General features: G+C 60.4%; 19 protein-coding genes. 12 read left to right on the top strand and 7 right to left on the bottom strand.

What is annotated here, in order from left to right; all coding sequences use genetic code 11:
- Window positions 1-21 precede the first annotated feature (21 nt).
- The 10 genes from BLU29_RS14525 (at window position 22) to BLU29_RS14570 (ending at window position 7,509) form a co-directional block, all read left to right on the top strand.
- Entirely contained in the window at window positions 22-1,173 is a 1,152-nt protein-coding gene (locus tag BLU29_RS14525) for a glycosyltransferase family 4 protein (protein WP_091059357.1), read from the top strand.
- Window positions 1,170-1,835, top strand: coding sequence for an MCP four helix bundle domain-containing protein (locus BLU29_RS14530; protein ID WP_091059359.1), 666 nt, complete (start codon window positions 1,170-1,172; stop codon window positions 1,833-1,835). The genes BLU29_RS14525 and BLU29_RS14530 overlap by 4 nt, the downstream gene beginning before the upstream one ends.
- A gap of 31 nt (window positions 1,836-1,866) precedes the next feature.
- Complete coding sequence (locus tag BLU29_RS14535; RefSeq protein ID WP_091059361.1) at window positions 1,867-2,421, top strand: WcaF family extracellular polysaccharide biosynthesis acetyltransferase; 555 nt, start codon at window positions 1,867-1,869, stop codon at window positions 2,419-2,421.
- 104 nt (window positions 2,422-2,525) lie between these two features.
- Entirely contained in the window at window positions 2,526-3,143 is a 618-nt protein-coding gene (locus BLU29_RS14540; RefSeq protein ID WP_231962242.1) for an exosortase-associated EpsI family protein, read from the top strand.
- Between the two features lie 16 nt (window positions 3,144-3,159).
- Window positions 3,160-4,407 (top strand): glycosyltransferase family 4 protein, encoded by a 1,248-nt coding sequence (locus BLU29_RS14545; RefSeq protein WP_091059367.1) that lies wholly within the window; start codon window positions 3,160-3,162, stop codon window positions 4,405-4,407.
- Between the two features lie 578 nt (window positions 4,408-4,985).
- Window positions 4,986-5,210 (top strand): DUF6290 family protein, encoded by a 225-nt coding sequence (locus tag BLU29_RS14550; protein WP_091059369.1) that lies wholly within the window; start codon window positions 4,986-4,988, stop codon window positions 5,208-5,210.
- Complete coding sequence (locus tag BLU29_RS14555) at window positions 5,188-5,454, top strand: type II toxin-antitoxin system RelE/ParE family toxin (protein WP_091059371.1); 267 nt, start codon at window positions 5,188-5,190, stop codon at window positions 5,452-5,454. The genes BLU29_RS14550 and BLU29_RS14555 overlap by 23 nt, the downstream gene beginning before the upstream one ends.
- A gap of 308 nt (window positions 5,455-5,762) precedes the next feature.
- A complete protein-coding gene (locus BLU29_RS14560) occupies window positions 5,763-6,008 on the top strand; it encodes an AbrB/MazE/SpoVT family DNA-binding domain-containing protein (protein WP_157693907.1) in 246 nt (81 codons plus the stop codon).
- Window positions 6,005-6,346 carry a hypothetical protein gene (locus BLU29_RS14565; protein WP_091059376.1) on the top strand — a complete coding sequence of 114 codons (342 nt, stop codon included), beginning with the start codon at window positions 6,005-6,007 and terminating at the stop codon, window positions 6,344-6,346. Before BLU29_RS14560 ends, BLU29_RS14565 begins: the two co-directional genes overlap by 4 nt.
- Window positions 6,347-6,777: 431 nt before the next feature.
- Complete coding sequence (locus tag BLU29_RS14570; protein WP_091059378.1) at window positions 6,778-7,509, top strand: Tar ligand binding domain-containing protein; 732 nt, start codon at window positions 6,778-6,780, stop codon at window positions 7,507-7,509.
- 642 nt (window positions 7,510-8,151) lie between these two features.
- Here the strand turns inward: BLU29_RS14570 and BLU29_RS14575 are convergent.
- Together BLU29_RS14575 and BLU29_RS14580 are read right to left on the bottom strand one after the other, a co-directional pair.
- Complete coding sequence (locus BLU29_RS14575) at window positions 8,152-8,718, bottom strand: hypothetical protein (RefSeq protein ID WP_091059380.1); 567 nt, start codon at window positions 8,716-8,718, stop codon at window positions 8,152-8,154.
- Window positions 8,705-8,989, bottom strand: a complete 285-nt coding sequence (locus tag BLU29_RS14580) for a hypothetical protein (protein ID WP_157693908.1) — start codon at window positions 8,987-8,989, stop codon at window positions 8,705-8,707. Before BLU29_RS14580 ends, BLU29_RS14575 begins: the two co-directional genes overlap by 14 nt.
- 544 nt (window positions 8,990-9,533) lie before the next feature.
- Between BLU29_RS14580 and BLU29_RS14585 the strand changes: the two genes are divergently transcribed.
- A complete protein-coding gene (locus tag BLU29_RS14585; protein ID WP_091059386.1) occupies window positions 9,534-9,839 on the top strand; it encodes a hypothetical protein in 306 nt (101 codons plus the stop codon).
- A 75-nt stretch (window positions 9,840-9,914) separates the two neighbouring features.
- On the top strand, window positions 9,915-10,799 hold the full coding sequence (locus tag BLU29_RS18180; protein WP_157693909.1) for a LysR family transcriptional regulator: 885 nt from the start codon (window positions 9,915-9,917) through the stop codon (window positions 10,797-10,799).
- Between the two features lie 161 nt (window positions 10,800-10,960).
- Here BLU29_RS18180 and BLU29_RS14595 read toward each other — a convergent pair whose 3' ends face one another.
- The 5 genes from BLU29_RS14595 to BLU29_RS14615 form a co-directional block, all read right to left on the bottom strand.
- Window positions 10,961-12,379 (bottom strand): sugar transferase, encoded by a 1,419-nt coding sequence (locus BLU29_RS14595; RefSeq protein WP_091059389.1) that lies wholly within the window; start codon window positions 12,377-12,379, stop codon window positions 10,961-10,963.
- 116 nt (window positions 12,380-12,495) lie between these two features.
- A complete protein-coding gene (locus BLU29_RS14600; protein ID WP_091059390.1) occupies window positions 12,496-14,886 on the bottom strand; it encodes a hypothetical protein in 2,391 nt (796 codons plus the stop codon).
- An 11-nt stretch (window positions 14,887-14,897) separates the two neighbouring features.
- Window positions 14,898-16,433 (bottom strand): O-antigen ligase family protein, encoded by a 1,536-nt coding sequence (locus BLU29_RS14605; RefSeq protein ID WP_091059393.1) that lies wholly within the window; start codon window positions 16,431-16,433, stop codon window positions 14,898-14,900.
- A 615-nt stretch (window positions 16,434-17,048) separates the two neighbouring features.
- A complete protein-coding gene (locus BLU29_RS14610) occupies window positions 17,049-17,282 on the bottom strand; it encodes a type II toxin-antitoxin system HicA family toxin (RefSeq protein ID WP_091059394.1) in 234 nt (77 codons plus the stop codon).
- A gap of 4 nt (window positions 17,283-17,286) precedes the next feature.
- Window positions 17,287-17,556, bottom strand: a complete 270-nt coding sequence (locus BLU29_RS14615) for a hypothetical protein (RefSeq protein ID WP_197677726.1) — start codon at window positions 17,554-17,556, stop codon at window positions 17,287-17,289.
- Window positions 17,557-18,326 lie beyond the last annotated feature (770 nt).

Here is an 18,326-nt window from a genome sequence, read left to right on the forward strand (position 1 = left end):
AGAAACCGCTAATTGTCGCCAATGAACGCTAATGAGGAAACTGGAGTATCTGAAGCTGTTGCTGGAGCGGCGACCAAGGCGCAGTTGCTGATAATCGGTCCTTTCCCTCCTCCGCGCCACGGCGTTGCGACCGTGAACGAGGCCATGTATGCCGAGGCGATCAAGGCCGGGATCGAAGTCCGGCGATACGATACCGCCCCGCCTTCGCTGGACCGGTCGCTGGGCGTCCGCCTCCGGCGCCTGAAGAAGATCGTTGGGGCTCTCAAGGTGCTATGGCATTTTGGGCGGGAACATCCGGAGGGAACGGTGTATTGCTCGCTCAGCGGTGGGTTCGGGCTGTTATACGAGGTGTGCTTGATCGGGGTCGCGCGGGTCGCGCGCCTGCGCGTGCTGGTGCACCACCACAGCTTCCGCTATCTGGACCGGCCCTTCTGGCCCATGCATCTGCTCGTGCGGGCGGCTGGTCCCAAGGCCCTGCATGTGGTGCAAACCCGGAGCATGGGCGAGAAACTGCAGCAGCGCTACCCTCGGGCGGTTCGTGTGCTGGATATGAATAATACGATCTTCATGGGATCACCCATTTCCGCCCGGCAGCTCCTTTCGGATCGCACGCCGTTCACGGTGGGATACATGGCCAACCTATCGCGAGCGAAAGGTCTGGATGACATGCTCCAACTGGCGGAGCTGGCGCAGCGTGCCCACTCCACCATGCGATTCAAGATTGCCGGACCGTTTGAAAACCCGGCCGACGAAGCCCAATATCGCCAGCGTCTATCCCGCCTCGCCAACGTGGATTACTTGGGGCCGGTTTACGGGGATGCCTATAAGGCATTCTGGCAGAACCTTGGGGCATTTGCCTTCCCGACCCGCTATCGGAATGAAACCGAGCCATTGGTCGTGCATGAGGCGCTGCGTCACGGCAAACCCGTGATCGCATTGGGCCGGGGGTGCATTGCCGCGCAAGTCGGCGACGCCGGCCACGTGTTGCCGCCTGATGGGGATTTTGCCCATGAGGCCTGGCGCATCCTGTCGGAGTGGGCGAGCGACGCCGGCCGGCTGGAGCACCTGCAGGGACTGGCACATGCCCAATATAACGCCCTCCACCGGGAAAGTCTCGTTGCGTTGACGCAGATTCTTCAACAAATAAAGTCCAAACCCACCCAAGATCCATGAGTCCAACCCCCTCGGCTCCTTACCGTCTGTTTGCCTACATCTGCGGTCTGGCGATATCCTTTGTTGTGCTGGGAGTGATCGGCTTCCTGCTGGCGCGGTCGCTCAAGGGGGAATACGTGCCTTTGATCCAGAGCCATTTGCCGGCGCTGGACCAGATCCGGACAGTCACAAAGATGACCAATGCCGGCCGCAAGGTCATAGGCCCGCTCAGGTTCGACTCCTCCAAGGAGGTCCGGGCCTTTGCGCGGAAAAAATTTGTAGAGACCGTGACCAGGAACGATCGCAATCTCACCGAACTGGCCGAGCTGCTGAAGGATACCCGCAGCCAGGAGGCGCTGGCCCAGCTGAAGCAGGAAAGGGCCGATTATCTGAACATGACCCGGGAGTTCCTGGGGGAGCCAAGCAACCCCCAGACCGAGGCGGAATTCATCGAGAAGCGGCGCCATTACTACGCCGCCCTGGACAGCTACCTCAACGAGCAGGATGCGCTGGCCTCCACGATCGCGGACCTGGTTTATCAGGACAGTGCGGCCATCTCCGAGAAAACCAACCGGATCCTGCTCTTTTTCGGGCTGTTCGCCCTTTGGCCGATCCTGGTGGGGATCGGATTTTTCTTCTATGGCCTGGTTTCGGCCAAACTGCACTACGAACGGACCAATTGAGCGCCTCCCGTTTTAAAGTTGGTGAACTGTAATGCGTGTCCGCAACGATCAATTTGATCCCACCAAGGGTCTGGATCGTGGCCGCCCGCGCTGGGTGGAGGCGATCTGGTATTTGGCGAAGTGTGTTTTTTTTCTCAGCGCCTTCCCTTGGCCGAGCGGGTGGCGGGTGGCCCTGCTGCGGCGGTTTGGCGCCCGGATCGGGCAGGGCGTTTATATCAAGCCGCGGGTAAACATCCATTTCCCTTGGAAGCTGATGGTGGGCGACTACAGTTGGATCGGTGAGGAGGCGTTCATCCTGAACTTCGAACCGGTGGCCATCGGCGCTCATGCCTGTATCTCGCAGCGCGCCTTCCTTTGCACGGGCAATCATGATTTCCGCGATCCGGCCATGACTTATCGCAATGCGCCGATAACGGTTGGCGATGGAGCGTGGATCGGAGCTCAGTGCTTTGTCGGCCCCGGGGTTACAGTGGGCGACGAGGCCGTTGCAACCGCGGGGAGCATCGTGACGGGAGATCTGCCGGCGGGCATGATTTGCGCGGGCCATCCCTGCGCACCGGTGAAACCCCGTTGGTCGGAAAAATGACGAGACGAACCGGGCTTTGGTGGACAATGGGAGCAGGCAGTTTGCTGGTGCTGGCACTGGCCCTTCAGCTGTGGCCGGCAGCGTCCGGCCCCGCGGCTTCAAGCGTGGCCAAAGCTGGCCGCCTGGAAACCGTGCTGCCGGTCCGTTTGGGAAGCGGTGGCGCGCGCGACGAACCGATTGCAGCCACCGAGGAAATGAAGAAGGCGGTCGGGGAACTGCTCAACTTCAACGACGGCATCTACCGCATCTACCAACTGTCCGAGGCAAGGGTTTCGGTCTATATCGCGTGGTGGGAACCCGGACGAATGTCTCCACGTCTGGTCGCCGGCCATACTCCGGATGTCTGCTGGCCGGGCAACGGCTGGCTGCGGGACAACGCCGCGGAACGCAGGCTGGGCGCATTGCGCGAAGAGTTGAGCGCAACCGGATTTGCCGAAGGCGAGGTCCGCGTATTTCGCATGCAGAACAAACCGGAATATGTCGTCTTTTGGCACAAGGTGGGCGACCGGATGTTGAGCTATCATACGGGCTACGCGCCACCGTGGTGGGCCTGGCTCGACGAGATGTGGCGGGGCGGGTTGAATCTACGCAAGGAGCAGCTCTTCGTCCGCATCAGCTCGGACACGCCGCTCGAGACAATCTGGCCGCAGGCGGAAATGGCGCCGCTGCGGCAGGCGTTGCTGGCGCTCGGCCTGGGAATGGCGGCCAAGCCTGCCCGGTGAAAGCCTTCTCACTCCCATGCGCCTGTTGATTCACGATTACGCCGGACATCCGTTCCCGGTGAGCCTTTCGCGCCAGCTGGCGGCAAGAGGCCATGAGGTTGTGCACGCATTTGCCTCAGAGCTGTTGACGCCCCGGGGAATTCTGCAGCGGCAGGAAGAAGACCCACCGGGCCTGAGTTTTCAGGCGGTGCCCATGTCGCGGGACTATCGGGCAAACAAATATAGTTTCCTGAAGCGAGCAGGCTATGAGAGAGAGTATGGGCACGAGTTGGTCAGCCTGATCAGGGAGCTGAGACCTGATTTGATCTGTAGCGGGCAGACCCCCTCGGATCCCCAGCTCAGGCTGATTCGGGCGGCGACCCGGCTGGACATCCCGGTTGTCACCTGGGTGCAGGATTTCTATAGCATGGCGGTGGATAAACTGGCGCGGAAAAAACTGCCCGTGCTTGGAGCCTTGGCGGGTGCGTGGTATCGACACCTGGACGCCCAATGCCTTCGCGCCAGCGCGGGGGTGGTGGCCATCACAGAGGATTTTACCCCGATCCTGGCGAAGTTTGGTGTGCCGGAGGATAAGGTTACCATCATACCCAATTGGGCGCCCTTGGATGAACTCCCGCTGCGTCCGAGGCGGAACGCCTGGTCGGCCAAACATGGCCTCGATGACAAATTTGTGTTCCTTTATTCGGGTACCCTGGCGATGAAGCACAACCCCGATCTGCTCCGGCGCCTGGCTTTGGGCTTCAAAGACGATCCGGCTGTGCGCGTGGTCATCATTTCCGAAGGTCCTGGCGCGGACTTCCTGCGCGGACGACAGGCGCAGGAAAGCCTTTCGAATCTCCTCTTGCTGCCATTTCAGCCGTTCACGGACATGCCGGAAGCGCTGGCCGCTGCCGATGTGCTCGTGACGGTGCTGGAGGCCGATGCGGGAGTCTTCTCCGTGCCCTCCAAGGTTCTCACCTATCATGCGGCCGGCCGGCCGATCCTCGGGGCAATGCCGGCGGAAAATCTCTCAACCCGCATCATCGAGCAGCAGGTATCCGGTCTATGCGTGCGCCCGGACGATTGGACCGGCCTTCTGCGCGGAGCCTCGGTTTTGAGGAACGATGCCCCGTTGCGGCAAAGCATGGCGGCTTGTGCGCGGTGCTACGCCGAGCGGGAGTTTGACATCGAGCGCATCGCCGACCGTTTTGAAGAGGTTTTTTCCAAGGCAATGGGGAAAAACAAAGGGCGATCGCAGAGCCTGAGACCGAAACTTGAAACCTGACGAGCGCTGCGCGGAGATGGCGAAGCAAACCTTGAGGATTCAGGCCAAGGCGGTTTAAACACAGAGAGCACAGAGGCCACAGAGACTTTAACCACCAATGAATACTAATGAGACACTAATTGGGTGGGTGAGATAGAATCAATCGAATCGGACCAAGGCATTTTTTAACCACGAAGGACACGAAGGGACGCGAAGCCAAGCCAAGTCATTTTTTTTTAACCACGGATTACACGGATGAACACGGATGGTTTTTTGCACAGGAGCCAACGGAGATAACGGAGGAATTCAGAAGCCAGAAAGCCATGCTGCCGGTTCTTGGTTTCATGGATTCTGTATAAATCACTCCTGCCTTTCCTCTGTTCCCTCCTGTGAAATATTCCGTGTATTTCGTGTGTTCCGTGGCTAATCAAACCGGCCGAGTAAACACCGCGTCCAGCGTGCGCCAATCGGTGGGAACCAGTTTCTGCATGGGACTGCACGGCGAGGTCGCCGTGGCTCCAGAACGAATAACTGGAGAGCGGGCGACCCCGCCCGGCAACGTGGTTGACAGCCCGCGTAATACGCCCTGTATTACATCCATGCTTACTCTCCGTCTCCCGCCCGCGCTCGCCAAGAGCCTGGGCCGCAGCGCCCGCGCCGCCAAGCAGACCAAGAGCGCCTTTGTGCGCGATGCCGTGCTGGAGCGCATCGCCGAAGCCGAGGATCACCGCATTGCAGTCAAGCGGCTCCGCGCTTTGAAGGCCGGGAAATCACGCACCTATACCGCCGGGGAAATCAAGCGTGACCTGGGCCTGGGAGTTTGAGGGGGAGGCCCGGCGCGAATTCAACCGGCTCGATTTCGCGGCGCAGAAGCGGATAATCCGCTACCTTGATACGCGCATCATCGGCGGCGATCCCCGCCGTTTCGGCCAGCCCTTGCGCAGCGACCTGCACGGCCTTTGGCGCTGGCGGGTCGGCGATTACCGCCTGATCGGCCAGATCAAGGACGGTGTATGGCTCATCCTCATCGTTCGGGTGGCCCACCGCTCCACGGTTTACGAGGATTGAGGATCATGGGCGGAGCTATCCGTGATAATCGATGAACAAATATCACGGATTGCCACGGATAATACCAATCGCCTCAAGCTACTGCACTCTACACCAAGGTCGCCAAGACCGCGAAGCAGGTCCTGCGATGGGAAATATCTCCGCGTTCTTTGCGGCCTTCGTGTAAAAGCTTTGGGTGTTTGGTATAAATAGGAGCGTTGAACAGTATCGACCTTCGCGGCCTGGCGGCTTGGCGTTGAAAAGCAGCGGTCGGGCTGCCGGGCTGACCGGTCGCTTGACAAGCCGGGTGGGGTAGGAAAATGCAAGTCATGCAACTCACGCTCTCCAGCAAGGGCCAGATTGTCCTGCCCGCCCCCATGCGCCGCCGCCTCCGGCTCAAAACCCGCGCCAAGCTGGAGATCGAGGAGCGCGATGGCGGGCTGTTCCTCCGTCCGGCGAAGGCCGTGCCCACCGTCGAGCCCATCGACTACCCGTCCCCCGGCTCCCTCAAGCTCGACAAGTGGGAATACGCCCTCATGGCCCGCAGCTCCGATGCCGGCCCGGACAAACCATGAGCCTCCCCCTCAGGCAGTGGGATGTCGTCAAAGTCCGGATCAATCCGGGCGACCGGGACGAGCACCCCGCTCTGGTCATCTCGGCCGATGAGGTGTGCGCCTCCGCGCCGCGGGTCAACGTGCTCTACGGCCGCACGCGCCGCCCCGGCCAGCCCGTGCGCCCTCACCAGGCGGTGCTCAACGGGGCCGAAGGGCTCGACCGCGCCACCCTTTTCAGTTGCGGACATTTCTACCAGGTCGCCCCGGGCGCCATCACCGGCCACCATGGCAGCGTCGGCCCCGTGCGCCGCCGCGAAATTGCCCGCAAAATCATCGCCTCCTATCGGTTCACCTTCTGAGCTGGTTTCCGGACGGTTAACGCCAAGGCGCAAGGACGCAGGGGGAAACACTGAGACAAACCGTTTGACCACACGGAGCGCAAAGCGCGGAGAAGGCAGCACCGCAGGTGTTGCCCGGAACCCACGACGTGGGAGCCGGGTGATTCGAGTGGATGCCCCTCCGGGCAACGAGAGGAACAAATATCACGGATAAAGGCGAAGGCAGGTTTTCACAGGAGCACGCAGAGAAAAGGCAGGAGATCGAAATCTCTGCTTCCTCTGCGACCTCCTGTAAAGAGATTGGGATGTTTCCATCCGTGTTCATCCGTTTGCTCGTGAATCCGCGGGACGACGGAGTTCTCGGGACAAACGCCGCGCGGTGCGCCGCCAGCTGGCTCGGAACTTGCATGGAGGCGCCATATCGTCTTCTTTGACACCGGGAAACCACCGCAATGTGCCAGCGTCACTTTGCCCGGTTCTTCTTCAACCTGATGCGACTCAACTTCTCCGCTCTCCGCCGGTGGCTCGTCCTCGGCCTGATTGCCTCCAACCTGGCCTTGGGCGGGCTGAGCTTCGTGCTGCTCCGCGGACTGGACTCCGAGTATAGCGAATTGCTCGGCCGCTCGGTGCCCATCCTCGCCCAGCTCCATGGCATCTCCGTGAACCTCATCCGCTCCCGCCGGGCCATGCTCGATGCCCTGGCCGCCCAGACCGACGCGGAACGTGCGCGGTTGCTCGATCGCGCCGTGTATTTTGAGCATGTATCGGCCAAGCTGCGCCTCGATTACCAACGTTCGCCCGATCTGGTGAATGGTGAGGCCGTGGATTTCGAAATCGAGACCGCCGCCCGCGACTTCAAGGCCGGGATGGAGCAATTCATCGCCCTGGTGCGCGCCGGCCGGACGGCGGACGCGAATGAATTCCGCGCCAGCCGGCTGCGCCTGCTGGTCGACCGCTACTACGATATTATCGAGAAACGGGTGACCCTGATCGGAGCCCGGGCCGAGCAAATCAATCTGGCCTACACGCAGGGCAACGGCCTTCGGGCCAAGGTGGTGCTCCTGCTCGCCTCCTGGCCGTTCGTGGCCACGTTGGTCGTCGGTTGCGTGTTGGTTGTCACCCTGATCGCGCTGCTGGTGGCCGTGCTCAAGCCCATTATCGTCGCCCGCAAACCGGCCGCTTAGGGCGTGGTGCTGAGCGTGCCAAGGGCAAAGAGCTAAGAGCTAAGAGCTAAGAGCAGGGAGCAGGGAGCAGGGAGTAAGCTACTACACTCTACACCAAGATCGCCAAGACCGCGAAGCAGATCCTGCGAGAGGAAATATCTCTGCGTTCTTTGCGGCCTTCGTGTAAAAGCTTTGGGTGTTTGGTAGTAGGGACCAAGGCATTTTTAACGCGAAGAACGCAGAGGTCGCGGAGGATAGGGATAAACCAAGGCATTTTTTCACCACTAATCTTCACTAATTGGCCACTAATACCAATCGCCTCAAGCTACTATACTCTACACCAAGGTCGCCAAGATCGCGAAGCAGATCCTGCGTTGGGAAATATCTCTGCGTTCTTTGCGGCCTTCGTGTAAAGGCTTTGGGTGTTTGGTATAAATAGAAGCGGTGAGCAGGATCGACCTCTGCGGCTTGGCGTCTTTGCGTTGAGAAGGCATTGGTCGGAGATTTGTGCAAGCGCCGTAGGTGCGCCCGATGGATGCTTCGCCCGGCTCAGCATGATCAATAAAAACGCCACGGACGCTGCAGCATCCGTGGCGCACTCTGCACCGTTGTTGGTTTGCTACCAACCCGGTATTTGTCCGGGCCGTCGCCCGGCAAACGCACTCAGGCGATCAGCCAGGGCTGGCTCAGGCTGCCCGTGTGGCCGGGCCGGTCCTTCGCCGTGGCCTCGATCGTGACCATCTCGCCGGCGGGCACCGCCACCGTCGCGGTGTAGACCCACTTCTCGCCCACGAGCACGGCCGGGCCCTGCTCGAGCACGGCGGCGGTGTCGTCCCGGATCACGACGTTCACCCCGACGACCTCAAAGTCGTCGATGGCAGTCACCTTGACCGGATCGCCAATCCGGCCGTGGTAGTCCGTGGTGTCGATGACCTTCACTTCCGGCGGCAGGAGGTAGTCGCTGACAGCCACGGCGAACACCGGGTGTTGCCGCAGCTTCGAGCGCTCCGCGTAGACCGCCCGGGTCGCGGGGTTGCCCAGCGCGCCTTTGGCATAGGCGGCCCCGAGCAGGAAGCGTTCGTAGACCTGCTGCTGCGCCGCGGTGGGCGGGGCCGACGAGGGCTTGCGCCGCAGGACCACGATCTTCCGGCCGAGGTAGTTCCGGAACCGGATGTCGCCGAGCTTGCCTTGGAAGTGGCTGGTGATGGCGTTGATTTCAACCTTGGCCATGGCCGGTCCCTCCTTTTTCCAGCGCGGAGGCGGGGGCCGCCTGGCGCCGGGGTTTGGCCGCACATTGGCCATACATTGGCTTTACTTTGGCTTTAACCGGATTTGTGCTTTCCGGCCCGCTCACCTTGCTGCGGAACAGCCGCAGCACGAAGCCGGCGAGGGCGCCGATGGTGGCGAGTTTCTTGAGCGGGTTCAGCATATTGGCCGAACCCAAAGCGGCAGCCTGGGCCACCGCGTCTAGCTTTAACGATGAACGTGTCTTTTGTGACATGTTAATCTCCTTTTCTTTGAGTTACACCCGGCCCGGAGCCGCGTTGTGCGGTCCCTTCGCGGGTGCGACAACACTCTAGCGGAATTCCGAATCCGACCGTTAATCGATAAGGCTGATGCTGGGCATCAGCGGGGCTGATGGTCGCGGAAGAATACGAACAGCAGTCGACCCCAGATGTTTTGGACAGAATCAACTGAATTTGAACCAAGGCATTTTTAACCACGAAGGACACGAATGAACACGGATGGTCTTTGCACAGGAGCAAACGGAGATAACCGAGAGAGCAATCCAACCACCTCCAGTCTTTCCTCAGTTACCTCTGCAGGAAACATGACCCGGTCTTTATCCGTTCAATCCGTGTTATCCGTGGTGAATCAGACGAAGTCAGCTTCGCGTTTTTCGCGTCTGCGCGTGAGACGGATTGGGTTGCAACCGGGGCGCACTGGCGCGGCACGTCTGAGAGAAAACCGAAGCGCAAAACACCACCTAATCTCAGGATGTTTTCAGAATACGCTCCAGCCGGCTTTTGGATTGTAATCCAACCATGACAAAAATCAGACGTCTTACCGCCCTCCATCTTCTGGCCGCGCTCAGCGATGGCTTGGTCTGCAAACACTATCGGAAGGGCAAGCGCGGGTATGTGCTGAGCCGCAAGCCCGATATGAGCAAGGTGAAGCCCTCGCGCGCGCAGCTGGCCCGGCGCGAGATGATGCGCAAAGCCGGCGAGTTCCACCGCCAAGTGCTGGCTGATCCCAAGCTGCTGAAAAAATACGAGGCGATTGCGCGGGAGAAACAAATCCCTCTCTCCGCCGCGACCATGGGCGACTTCCTCCGCCGGAAATCCCCGTAGCGCTCCCGCCTCTCGCGGCAGGCCGCTTCGCGCCTGGCCATCCACTCCTAGCCGGCTTTCCAGCAACTCGTTCCGATGTTTCGTCCACATCAGCTGGAGCTTTTCTATTACGTGGCCCGCTACGGTGGCATCAGCGCCGCCGTCCGGCATATTCCCTATGGCATCGGCCAGCCGGCGGTCAGCGGCCAGTTGGCGGCGCTTGAGCGCATGGTGGGTGCCAGCCTGTTTGACCGCCGGCCTTTCCAGCTTACGGAACAGGGCAGGCACATCTACAACCATGTCCGACCCTTTCATGAGAAGCTCGGGGCCCTCTGGGAAAGGGTGCGGGGCCGGCCGGACCAGACCGTGCGTCTCGCCGTGGCTGGGTTCTTGGACCCTGAATTCCTCGCCTTGGTCCTCGCGGCTGCGTCGCCTCGGCCTGAAGGGGTTCGCTACGAGCTGCTGACCGGCCAACCAGACGACCTAGTGACGTGGGTGCGGGAGCGGCGGGTGCGGCTGGCCGTCATGCCCTCGGATCGCCGGGCTCCGCTGGTTTCCTCGCGGATTATCGGCCGGGCCGGTCTGCACCTGTTGGTGTCGCGCCGGGCGGGCATTCGCTCCGCCCAAGATCTCTGGGGACGGCCAAAGATCACTGAACCGCTGATCTGTCCGCCGGAGACCGACCCCGTGGGCCGGAGTTTTGTCAGCGGCTTGAAGGCCCTGCACGTCAAATGGGCATCCCGCATCTGGGTGGAATCACCCCGGGCCTTGCTGCAGCTCGTCGCCGAGGGCCAAGGCGTGGGCGTCGGTCTCGACCTGCCTTGGGCGACCCGGCACCCGGCGGTCCGGGCGCTGCCGCTCACCGGGTTCGCTTCGGTGCCGTTGGTCGTGCTCTGGCGCAAGCCGGTTGACCCGTTGCTCCAGTCCCTGCTGACGGCGCTCGACAAAACCAGCCGCAAGCTTTGGCGGTTCGGGTTGTGATCGGGCCGCTGCTCGCCGGATCGTGGCTGCTGATCTTTGACGATTGGGCGGGCGTGGCGCAGGGCGCCGTGTTGTTGTTGCTTGAAAGTTGATGGTGTTGGGTCGGAAACCTGACAACAAACCGCAGACAACCGACGACCGCAGTCAGCAGCGCGGGGCACTCAGTAAGCGTTCCGTCGACGGAAAAACGTCAGAATCATTATCTGCACATCAAACCAGAAGGACCAATTCTCGATGTAGTAAAGGTCGTAGCGAATGCGCTCGACCAGGCTGGTATTGCCCCGCAGGCCGTTGACCTGGGCCCAACCGGTCAGGCCGGGGCGCACTTCGTGGCGGGGATTGTAGTGGGGAATCTCATGCTCGAATTGCCTGATCAGTTCGGGGCGCTCGGGCCGTGGGCCGACCAGACTCATGTCGCCTTTGAGGATGTTCCAGAATTGCGGCAGCTCATCAAGATTCCATTCGCGCATGAAGGCCCCGATCTTGAGCCGCCGCGGGTCGGCGGCGGTCGCCCATTGCGGGCCGGAAGCGGCTTCGGCATCGGCGCGCATCGAGCGAAGTTTGATGATCGTGAACGGGCGGCCATGCAGGCCGGTCCGCACCTGCTTGTAGAACACCGGGCCCGGGCTTTCCCGTCTGATAAGGAAGGTGAAAAGCAGCATTAGTGGGGTCGAGAGCGTCAGTCCGATCAGCGCTCCGCCGATATCCATGAGGCGCTTGATGATCTGATTGGGCACGCTGTGCAGCGGGATCTGCTCTATGCCCAGCAGAGGCACACCGGAGACGGTTTGCATGCGCAGGCTGGAGACAAATACCTGGAAAAAAGACGGGATGACCTTGAAGTCCACATATCGCCGTTCACACACCGCCGCAATGCGCCCCAGCTCATCCCGGGAAAGGTCCAGGTCGGCCACCACGATGATATCAACGAGGTGCTGGTCCAGGATTTGATCGAGTTGATCGGCTGATCCGAGCCGCTTTTGTTCGCGACTGACCTGGGTCTCGGTCGCTGGGGTCGTGATTACGCCGTAGACGGAATACGGATGATTCTTATCACTAAGAATGGCCTGGGTCAGGCTTTCGGCCTCTCCGCTCCAGCCGACAAGGGCAACCCGCTGAGTGATGCGTTCCCGCCACTCGCTGCGGGAAAGGATATAAAAAAACGAAAACCGCCACAACAACACGGCCACCAGCGTGGTCAGGCAGGATACGGCCACGAAAATGCGCGAGATGGCGGGATCAAACTTCAGGATCAACGAGGTGCTGAGAAACAGGGCGAACCAGAAAAAGGTGCCGCGCAGGATGATATTGGCCGAGCGATGGGGTCGGAGCAGAAGACGGGCGTCATACAGGCTCAGGAAAGCATAGCTGATCACGAAAAACCCGGCGCCGAGGAAAAGGAGCTGGTTGTAGGTGGCGAAGGTCGAACCGATGTCCTCGACGCCGAGAGCACGCAGAGGAGAGTTGAACCTGAGCCAATAACCGGCACAGAGGCCAAGGTAACTGACGAGCAAATCCCCCAATAACTGGAGGGTTACGAGGAGTCGCTGGGATCGCGGATAGGAACGCTTGCCGGGCATGGTGGTGTGCGGGAGGAGATAGAAGCGACGACGCTCACAGGGCGAGGAGAAAGCTGAGGCCAAAACAGCACCGGGCTTCAGGACCCACGCCCCGGGTTTGACCGGGATAGACGACACTAGCGCAGACGATATTCAAGCGAGAGAAAAGTTTCCTCGGCGAACTTCAAACCATCAGGCCAAGGCAGCTCCACCTCGATGCGTTGGGGTTTCCCCGGGGGAAGCGCCGACACGATCACAGCGAGGCCCTCGGGGGTGCGCGTGACTTGGGCGCCTTGCTGGCCAAAGAAACCGCCGGTTTCGGTCATGGGCGCTTCTTCGGTGGCGCGGGGCCGCTCCGCAATGACTTTTGCCTCCGGCTCCAGGCTCCCAGCTGCAGGCTGACGCAGCAGCCCAGCCACAACCTTCGTATTCATCCCGCCAATGTCGGGGATAAACGATGTCACGAATCGCGCCGGAGAAATTGCCTTGTCGTCCGGTGTAAACAAGACGGGTGAGGCAATGCGCTCATAGCGGTCGCCGGCTACCTGGATGATGACGGTGACTTCGCGGCGTTCGTTGGGCAGGAGCGTTAACGCGGAGGACACGGAGCGTCCGGAAGAATCGGCCGGCGCGCCAGGGACAACCGGTGCCATCGTCGCCGGCAGGATCAGCCTCCCGGAGACCGGCTTGTTCGATAGGTTATACAGCATGATCTTTCCCCGGCCATATCTGCTGCGGCCCCCCAATGCCTTGCTCTCGGTTCCCAACGCAATCAACCGCACCCACCGGAATTCAAAGGTTGCCGGCAATTGCTTCGGATAAAACACCAGCACCAGCGACCGGGGCCGGTTGTCCTTGAACCGCCAGGGCAGTTCGGCACGGCCATAAAACGACATGGTGAAATTGCCCGGTGGTTCCAGGTATTGCTGCCATTCCGGCGTGGCCAGCCGGGTGGGATAGACTTCGTAGAGATTGCCGTTCTGGGTTCTGACCTGAACCATGAACTCTTCAGCCTTGGCAGGCTGACTCTTGGTTGTTGGCTGCTGGTTGCCGGGCATTGCCGGTTTAGTCTCCGGCTCCTTGTCTTGTCGCGCCGAAGCCCCGGCGGAGGCGGCTCCCGAGCCCTCCGTAAGCCCGGTGACAAAACTTCCATGGTATCTTTTGATCGGGGAGAGTCCGTCACCGGCGAGAAAGTCGAGCACGATGGGGGAGGGCACGGAAGTCGCGACCGCCCAGGAACGGTTTTGGTTGGTAGCGGTTGGTTGTTGGCTGGCTGGATCGTTTTTGTAGCTCCCTGCTCCCGGCTCCTTGCTCGTAGCTCTTTGCGCAAGCCACCAGGCCAAAGCGGGAGTCGCTTCATTGCCACCGATTCCCCCCCCAATCATCTTCATCCAAGGCTTTATTTCAGGTTTCAGGTCTCCGGTCTCAGGTTTCTCCGCAAAATCCTTCGCCGTGTAATTGATTCCGCCGGCAGTCCAACCCTCCGGTTTCAAGTCTCTCTGCCCGCCGCCGGCCGGGACAGATACCGGGTTGGCAGCAGCCAACAATGGCACGGTTTGCTTCGCCATCTCCGCGCCAGACGCTCCGACAGGTTTCTGCAGTGGCGCCACCGCCAGCCCATACTCCGAGATATCGTATTCCAGATATGGCTGCAGATAGAACGCCATCGGAGCGTCGGGTTGCAGTATCGCAATCTGCTCGCTGATTGACTTGAACCAGCGCCATTGCCGCAGGCGTCCGTCCTTGGTATCCCGCGCCTGCTTGTCGAGCATGCCATAACCGATCTCAGTCATGAACACGGGAAGGGTTTTTTCCACACCATGAACAGAATTACCCGAACCATTCGGTAAGTTCTGGCCACCCAGGTCAGCGACCGCGCGTTCATGCTGTTTGTAGACGGCGCTGAAATCATCGGAATACCCATAATAGTGGTAGTTGTAGCCATCGGTGTAGGCGAAGCCGTCGTTGGCGGCGAAGCGCTCCAGCCACGGGCCGGGTGGCAAGCCCAACGAGCCCATGAGCACCAGTCCTGCCTTGCTTTCGGCTCCACCCTCTTGGATCCCTGCTTTCAGACCGAGATAGGTGGCCTTCAGAAAAGCCGCATAACGTTCGGCCGCTTCCGGCACGAAGCCGAGGTCGGGTTCGTTGTCCACTTCCCAGGCATCAACCAAATCACCATAAGCGGCACCCAGTTTGCGGCTGTTTGCATATGTCTCGCGCAGATCTTCCGGCAGATATTTCCTTTTCCAATTCTTCGTTGGAAGGCGCAGCAGGACGCAGGTCTTCAAGTGGCGGGTGTGCAGCCTCTCGAGTGCATCCCGGGTGGAATGCATGAGGACACTGTCGGTTGGATCGGCGATCCCGCGGATTCTCATCCAGCCGGCGAACTGCGGGCTATCCGGCTCTGAAGCCAACTGGTGTTCAAGCCCGATCGCATCAAGGCCCGTATCGATCCCCAAGCCCGGGGCAATCTGGCCAGAACCGAGGATGGCCAGGGCGAGGATCGTAACGAAGCCGGAGCGAGACATGCGGGTCGCGCTTAATTTGCGTCCAACTCGACCCAGCGGGCTGACAAGGCAACCAATGCCATCCAGGTGACGAGGATCGCCGGGCACTGGAAGGGAAAATCGAACCACGCATGCGCGAGTGCCTGGCTGCAGCCAATCAATACGGGCACCGCCAACGAGTGCCAGACGGCCCGGCTCCGGTAGAAAGCTCTCAACCACCAACCCGCACCTAACAACAGCAGCAGTGTTCCCGTTGCCCCCAGCTCGATCGGGATTTCCCGCCAGTCGCAGTGGGCGTGCTCCCAGAAGAGTTTTCCCCCGGCATAGACCTCCGGGTAGAGCTTAATGTATTCGGGGAACAGGTAACGGAAGCCCCCAGCCCCCACACCACGCACCCAAGTATTTCCGAGCATTTTTGACGAAGCGGCGTGAGCCATTAATCGCGCCGGCGTGCTATCATATCGGGAATCGTCATGATGATTGATCAGGAAATCGAAACGCTGCTGAATCGAAGAAAAATCCACCTCGCTGACGGTGAAACCGATCACGATGAGAAACAGCAGGACCACCGCGGCATAGACAACAGGACTTGTGCTGCCCCCGGATTGATTGTGCCGGCGGCTCAACCAGAACCAAGCAGCCACGGCCATCCAAGCGAACGTCACGAGAAGGCTGGCTCCGCGCGAGAGAGAAAAAAAGACTGCGGCGGTTAGGAATACCGCACAGAAAAAAAGCAGCCCGGCCGGAGTGGATTTTCGGCCGGCGCGCTCGCCTTGGGAGAAAGTCCAGATCGCAAGAGACACGGCAAGGAAGGTGACGAGGCCGAAGTAGGCGCCGGCGTGATTACGATAAATGAAACTGGCAAAGGCGGTATGCCCGACCGGCCACTCCATAAGGAACAAGTATTTGCTCGAGCCGGAAAATCGCTGCACGAAACCCACGCCGGCCAGCAGCATGGCGTTGGCCAGCAGCACGGTAAGCAGGAGTTGCAGCGAGCGCCGGCGGGTGAATCCGGTCCAGACGGTGCACACGGTCAGCCAGGCGGAGGCGTAGATGATGAACTGCCGCCAGATGTCGAAGCGCTCAAAGGGCGTATCAACCGAGGTGGGCAGCCAGGGGATGTCGTCCACCCGGCGCAGCCACCATTGCGTGGCACTGCGCTCCCACACCCAGGAGGGATTGGAGGCCTGCAGGGCGATGTAGCCGAGCAGGGCGAGTCCGATCCAGAAAATGGGGAAATGCAGCAGGCGGGGCAGCGGGTTAAGACGGAAACCTGAAACCTGAGACCTGAAACCTGAAGGCTGGCCATGGCCAGTGGTCAACTGAATGCTTGGGGCATAGTCTCCCGAGTAGGTCCGCGGGATCAGGGCCAACACCAGGCCCACGGCGCTTAGCGCCAGGCTGGTGAGCTGGCTCCAGGCGTGCATCGTGCCGAGGGCCCACGGGAGAAAGCAGAGGTGCACCGCTACTACGGTCAACACCGCCTTCTCCAACGGATGTAAAGGAAGGCGGCGCTTGGAGGCTCGAAAGTGTTCGAGGACGCGGCTGGGAGACTGTTCAGCGTTCATTTTTCAATGTCCATTGGTCATATCGGACCAAGCGAACGCAGGTGATGCGACTGAGCATTTCGGGAAATGACTGGTGAACATTGAACGATGAACAATGAACATTTGGTGCCGGCCTTTTCGAGCGGGTGCAGCGGCAGACGCTTCCGGTCGGAACGGAACTTGGCCAGGAGACTGGCCGAAGATTGTTCAGCGTTCATTTTTCACCGTTCCCTGTTCATTGGGCTGAGAGCTTGCGCCGTTGTTGGCCGCTGCCAACCCGGCGTGCCCGGTTGATGCGTGCTCGCATCCCAGGGATCGTCCACCAACCTGCGTTGGGGCGTTTGTCCGCGGTTCTCGCTTCGCGAAACCGAGGCAAAGAGCTGGGAGCGGGGAGCCGGATAAGGCAGACATCGGAGGTTAACCACTAATGCACACTAATCGGCGCCAATGACAGAGGAAATTCTCCGGATTGGACCAAGGCATTTTTAACGCGGAGGACGCAGAGGTCGCGGAGGGGTGGAATCAACGGGTACCTGAGATCTGAAATTCACGAACTGTAGGAGGGGCTTTAGGCCCCGATGGATCTCGGAATCGCGGCGTAAAGCCGCTCCTCCAATGGGCAGGCCGTCCCACGGCTCAGCCCACCTCAGCGAGCAACCGGAAGTAATCATCCCGGGACAGTCCTGCCGTGCGCAGGTTATTGCGGATGATAAACACCGGGATCTCCTGATAGGTCGGAATGACGATGGGGCGCAGCACACACGGTTTCACATAGGAACGATGACTGCCTTCTTGCCGCCGGAACACAAAACCGGCGCGAGTAAACACCGCGTCCAGCGTGCGCCAATCGGTGGGAACCAGTTTCGGCATGGGACTACACGGCGACAAGTGCGGCGGCTTTCTCGGTCTTGAGCCACTTGGGACTCAACCAGCCTCGCACTCCTCGCGTATAGCCCGTTTCTTCCAAAACCCGTTCCAAGGTGCCTTCTTCCTGCGCGGTCTTGAGGAAAAGACCCACGGCCTCGGCGAGTGCGGCCCGCGCCTTGGCCGGCGTCGATCCGCTGCTCGCCACCTCCAGCGGCATGGCATGGGCGATATATTGCCCGCCTTCCCGCCAAAGCTGCACGGTGTAGCCCAATTTCATGCTCCCCGAGCAAATCCGCTTTGCCCGTCCAGTCAAGCCGCCGCCGGCTATACAGTGAACCAGCCGTCTCAACCCTGAGACCTGAGGGTTCAGACCAAGGCATTTTTAACACGAAGGACGCAGAGATCGCGGAGGATAGGGGTACCGAAACCTGACGGAGCGCTGCGCGGAGATGGCGAAGCAAACCTGACGAAGATGGCGAAGCAACCTGAGGAGAGGACCAAGGCATCTTAACCACGGATTACACACCGTTGCGGCATGCTTGCCACCCGGTGTGCCCTGTTGATGCGTGCTCGCATCCCAGGGATCGTCCACCAACCTGCGTTGGGGCGTTTGTCCCGAGAACTCCGTCGTCCCGCGGATTCACGGGCAAACGGATGAACACGGATGGTTTTTGCACAGGAGCCAACGGAGATAACAGAGAGAGCAATCCACCGCCCCTCCTGCCTTTCCTCGGTTTCCTCCTGTCCGAAACCTGTCTTGGTCTTTAGACGGAGACCTGAGGGACAAGGCCAAGGCATTTTTAACACGAAGGACGCAGAGATCGCGGAGGGTAGGGATACCGAAGCCTGACGGAGCGCTGCGCGGAGATGACGAAGCAAACCTGAGGAAGGGACCAAGGCATTTTAACCACGGATTCCACGGATGAACACGGATGGAAACATCCCAATCTCTTTACAGGAGGTCGCAGAGGAAGCAGAGATTTCGATCTCCGGCCTTTTCTCTGCGTGCTCCTGTGAAAACCTGCCTTGGCCTTGATCCGTTCAATC

It is taken from the genome of Opitutus sp. GAS368 (assembly GCF_900104925.1).
Taxonomy (GTDB): Bacteria; Verrucomicrobiota; Verrucomicrobiia; order Opitutales; family Opitutaceae; genus Lacunisphaera.

Excerpts from the sequence above, each read along its gene's own strand:
- BLU29_RS14580 (WP_157693908.1), bottom strand. The coding sequence starts at position 8,989 with ATGTCACAAAAGACACGTTCATCGTTAAAGCTAGACGCGGTGGCCCAG.
- BLU29_RS14595 (WP_091059389.1), bottom strand. The coding sequence starts at position 12,379 with ATGCCCGGCAAGCGTTCCTATCCGCGATCCCAGCGACTCCTCGTAACC.
- BLU29_RS14600 (WP_091059390.1), bottom strand. The coding sequence starts at position 14,886 with ATGTCTCGCTCCGGCTTCGTTACGATCCTCGCCCTGGCCATCCTCGGT.
- BLU29_RS14575 (WP_091059380.1), bottom strand. The coding sequence starts at position 8,718 with ATGGCCAAGGTTGAAATCAACGCCATCACCAGCCACTTCCAAGGCAAG.
- BLU29_RS14615 (WP_197677726.1), bottom strand. The coding sequence starts at position 17,556 with ATGAAATTGGGCTACACCGTGCAGCTTTGGCGGGAAGGCGGGCAATAT.
- BLU29_RS14570 (WP_091059378.1), top strand. The coding sequence starts at position 6,778 with ATGTGCCAGCGTCACTTTGCCCGGTTCTTCTTCAACCTGATGCGACTC.
- BLU29_RS14545 (WP_091059367.1), top strand. The coding sequence starts at position 3,160 with ATGCGCCTGTTGATTCACGATTACGCCGGACATCCGTTCCCGGTGAGC.
- BLU29_RS18180 (WP_157693909.1), top strand. The coding sequence starts at position 9,915 with ATGTTTCGTCCACATCAGCTGGAGCTTTTCTATTACGTGGCCCGCTAC.
- BLU29_RS14525 (WP_091059357.1), top strand. The coding sequence starts at position 22 with ATGAACGCTAATGAGGAAACTGGAGTATCTGAAGCTGTTGCTGGAGCG.
- BLU29_RS14550 (WP_091059369.1), top strand. The coding sequence starts at position 4,986 with ATGCTTACTCTCCGTCTCCCGCCCGCGCTCGCCAAGAGCCTGGGCCGC.
- BLU29_RS14565 (WP_091059376.1), top strand. The coding sequence starts at position 6,005 with ATGAGCCTCCCCCTCAGGCAGTGGGATGTCGTCAAAGTCCGGATCAAT.
- BLU29_RS14560 (WP_157693907.1), top strand. The coding sequence starts at position 5,763 with ATGCAACTCACGCTCTCCAGCAAGGGCCAGATTGTCCTGCCCGCCCCC.
- BLU29_RS14530 (WP_091059359.1), top strand. The coding sequence starts at position 1,170 with ATGAGTCCAACCCCCTCGGCTCCTTACCGTCTGTTTGCCTACATCTGC.
- BLU29_RS14605 (WP_091059393.1), bottom strand. The coding sequence starts at position 16,433 with ATGAACGCTGAACAGTCTCCCAGCCGCGTCCTCGAACACTTTCGAGCC.
- BLU29_RS14585 (WP_091059386.1), top strand. The coding sequence starts at position 9,534 with ATGACAAAAATCAGACGTCTTACCGCCCTCCATCTTCTGGCCGCGCTC.
- BLU29_RS14535 (WP_091059361.1), top strand. The coding sequence starts at position 1,867 with ATGCGTGTCCGCAACGATCAATTTGATCCCACCAAGGGTCTGGATCGT.
- BLU29_RS14610 (WP_091059394.1), bottom strand. The coding sequence starts at position 17,282 with ATGCCGAAACTGGTTCCCACCGATTGGCGCACGCTGGACGCGGTGTTT.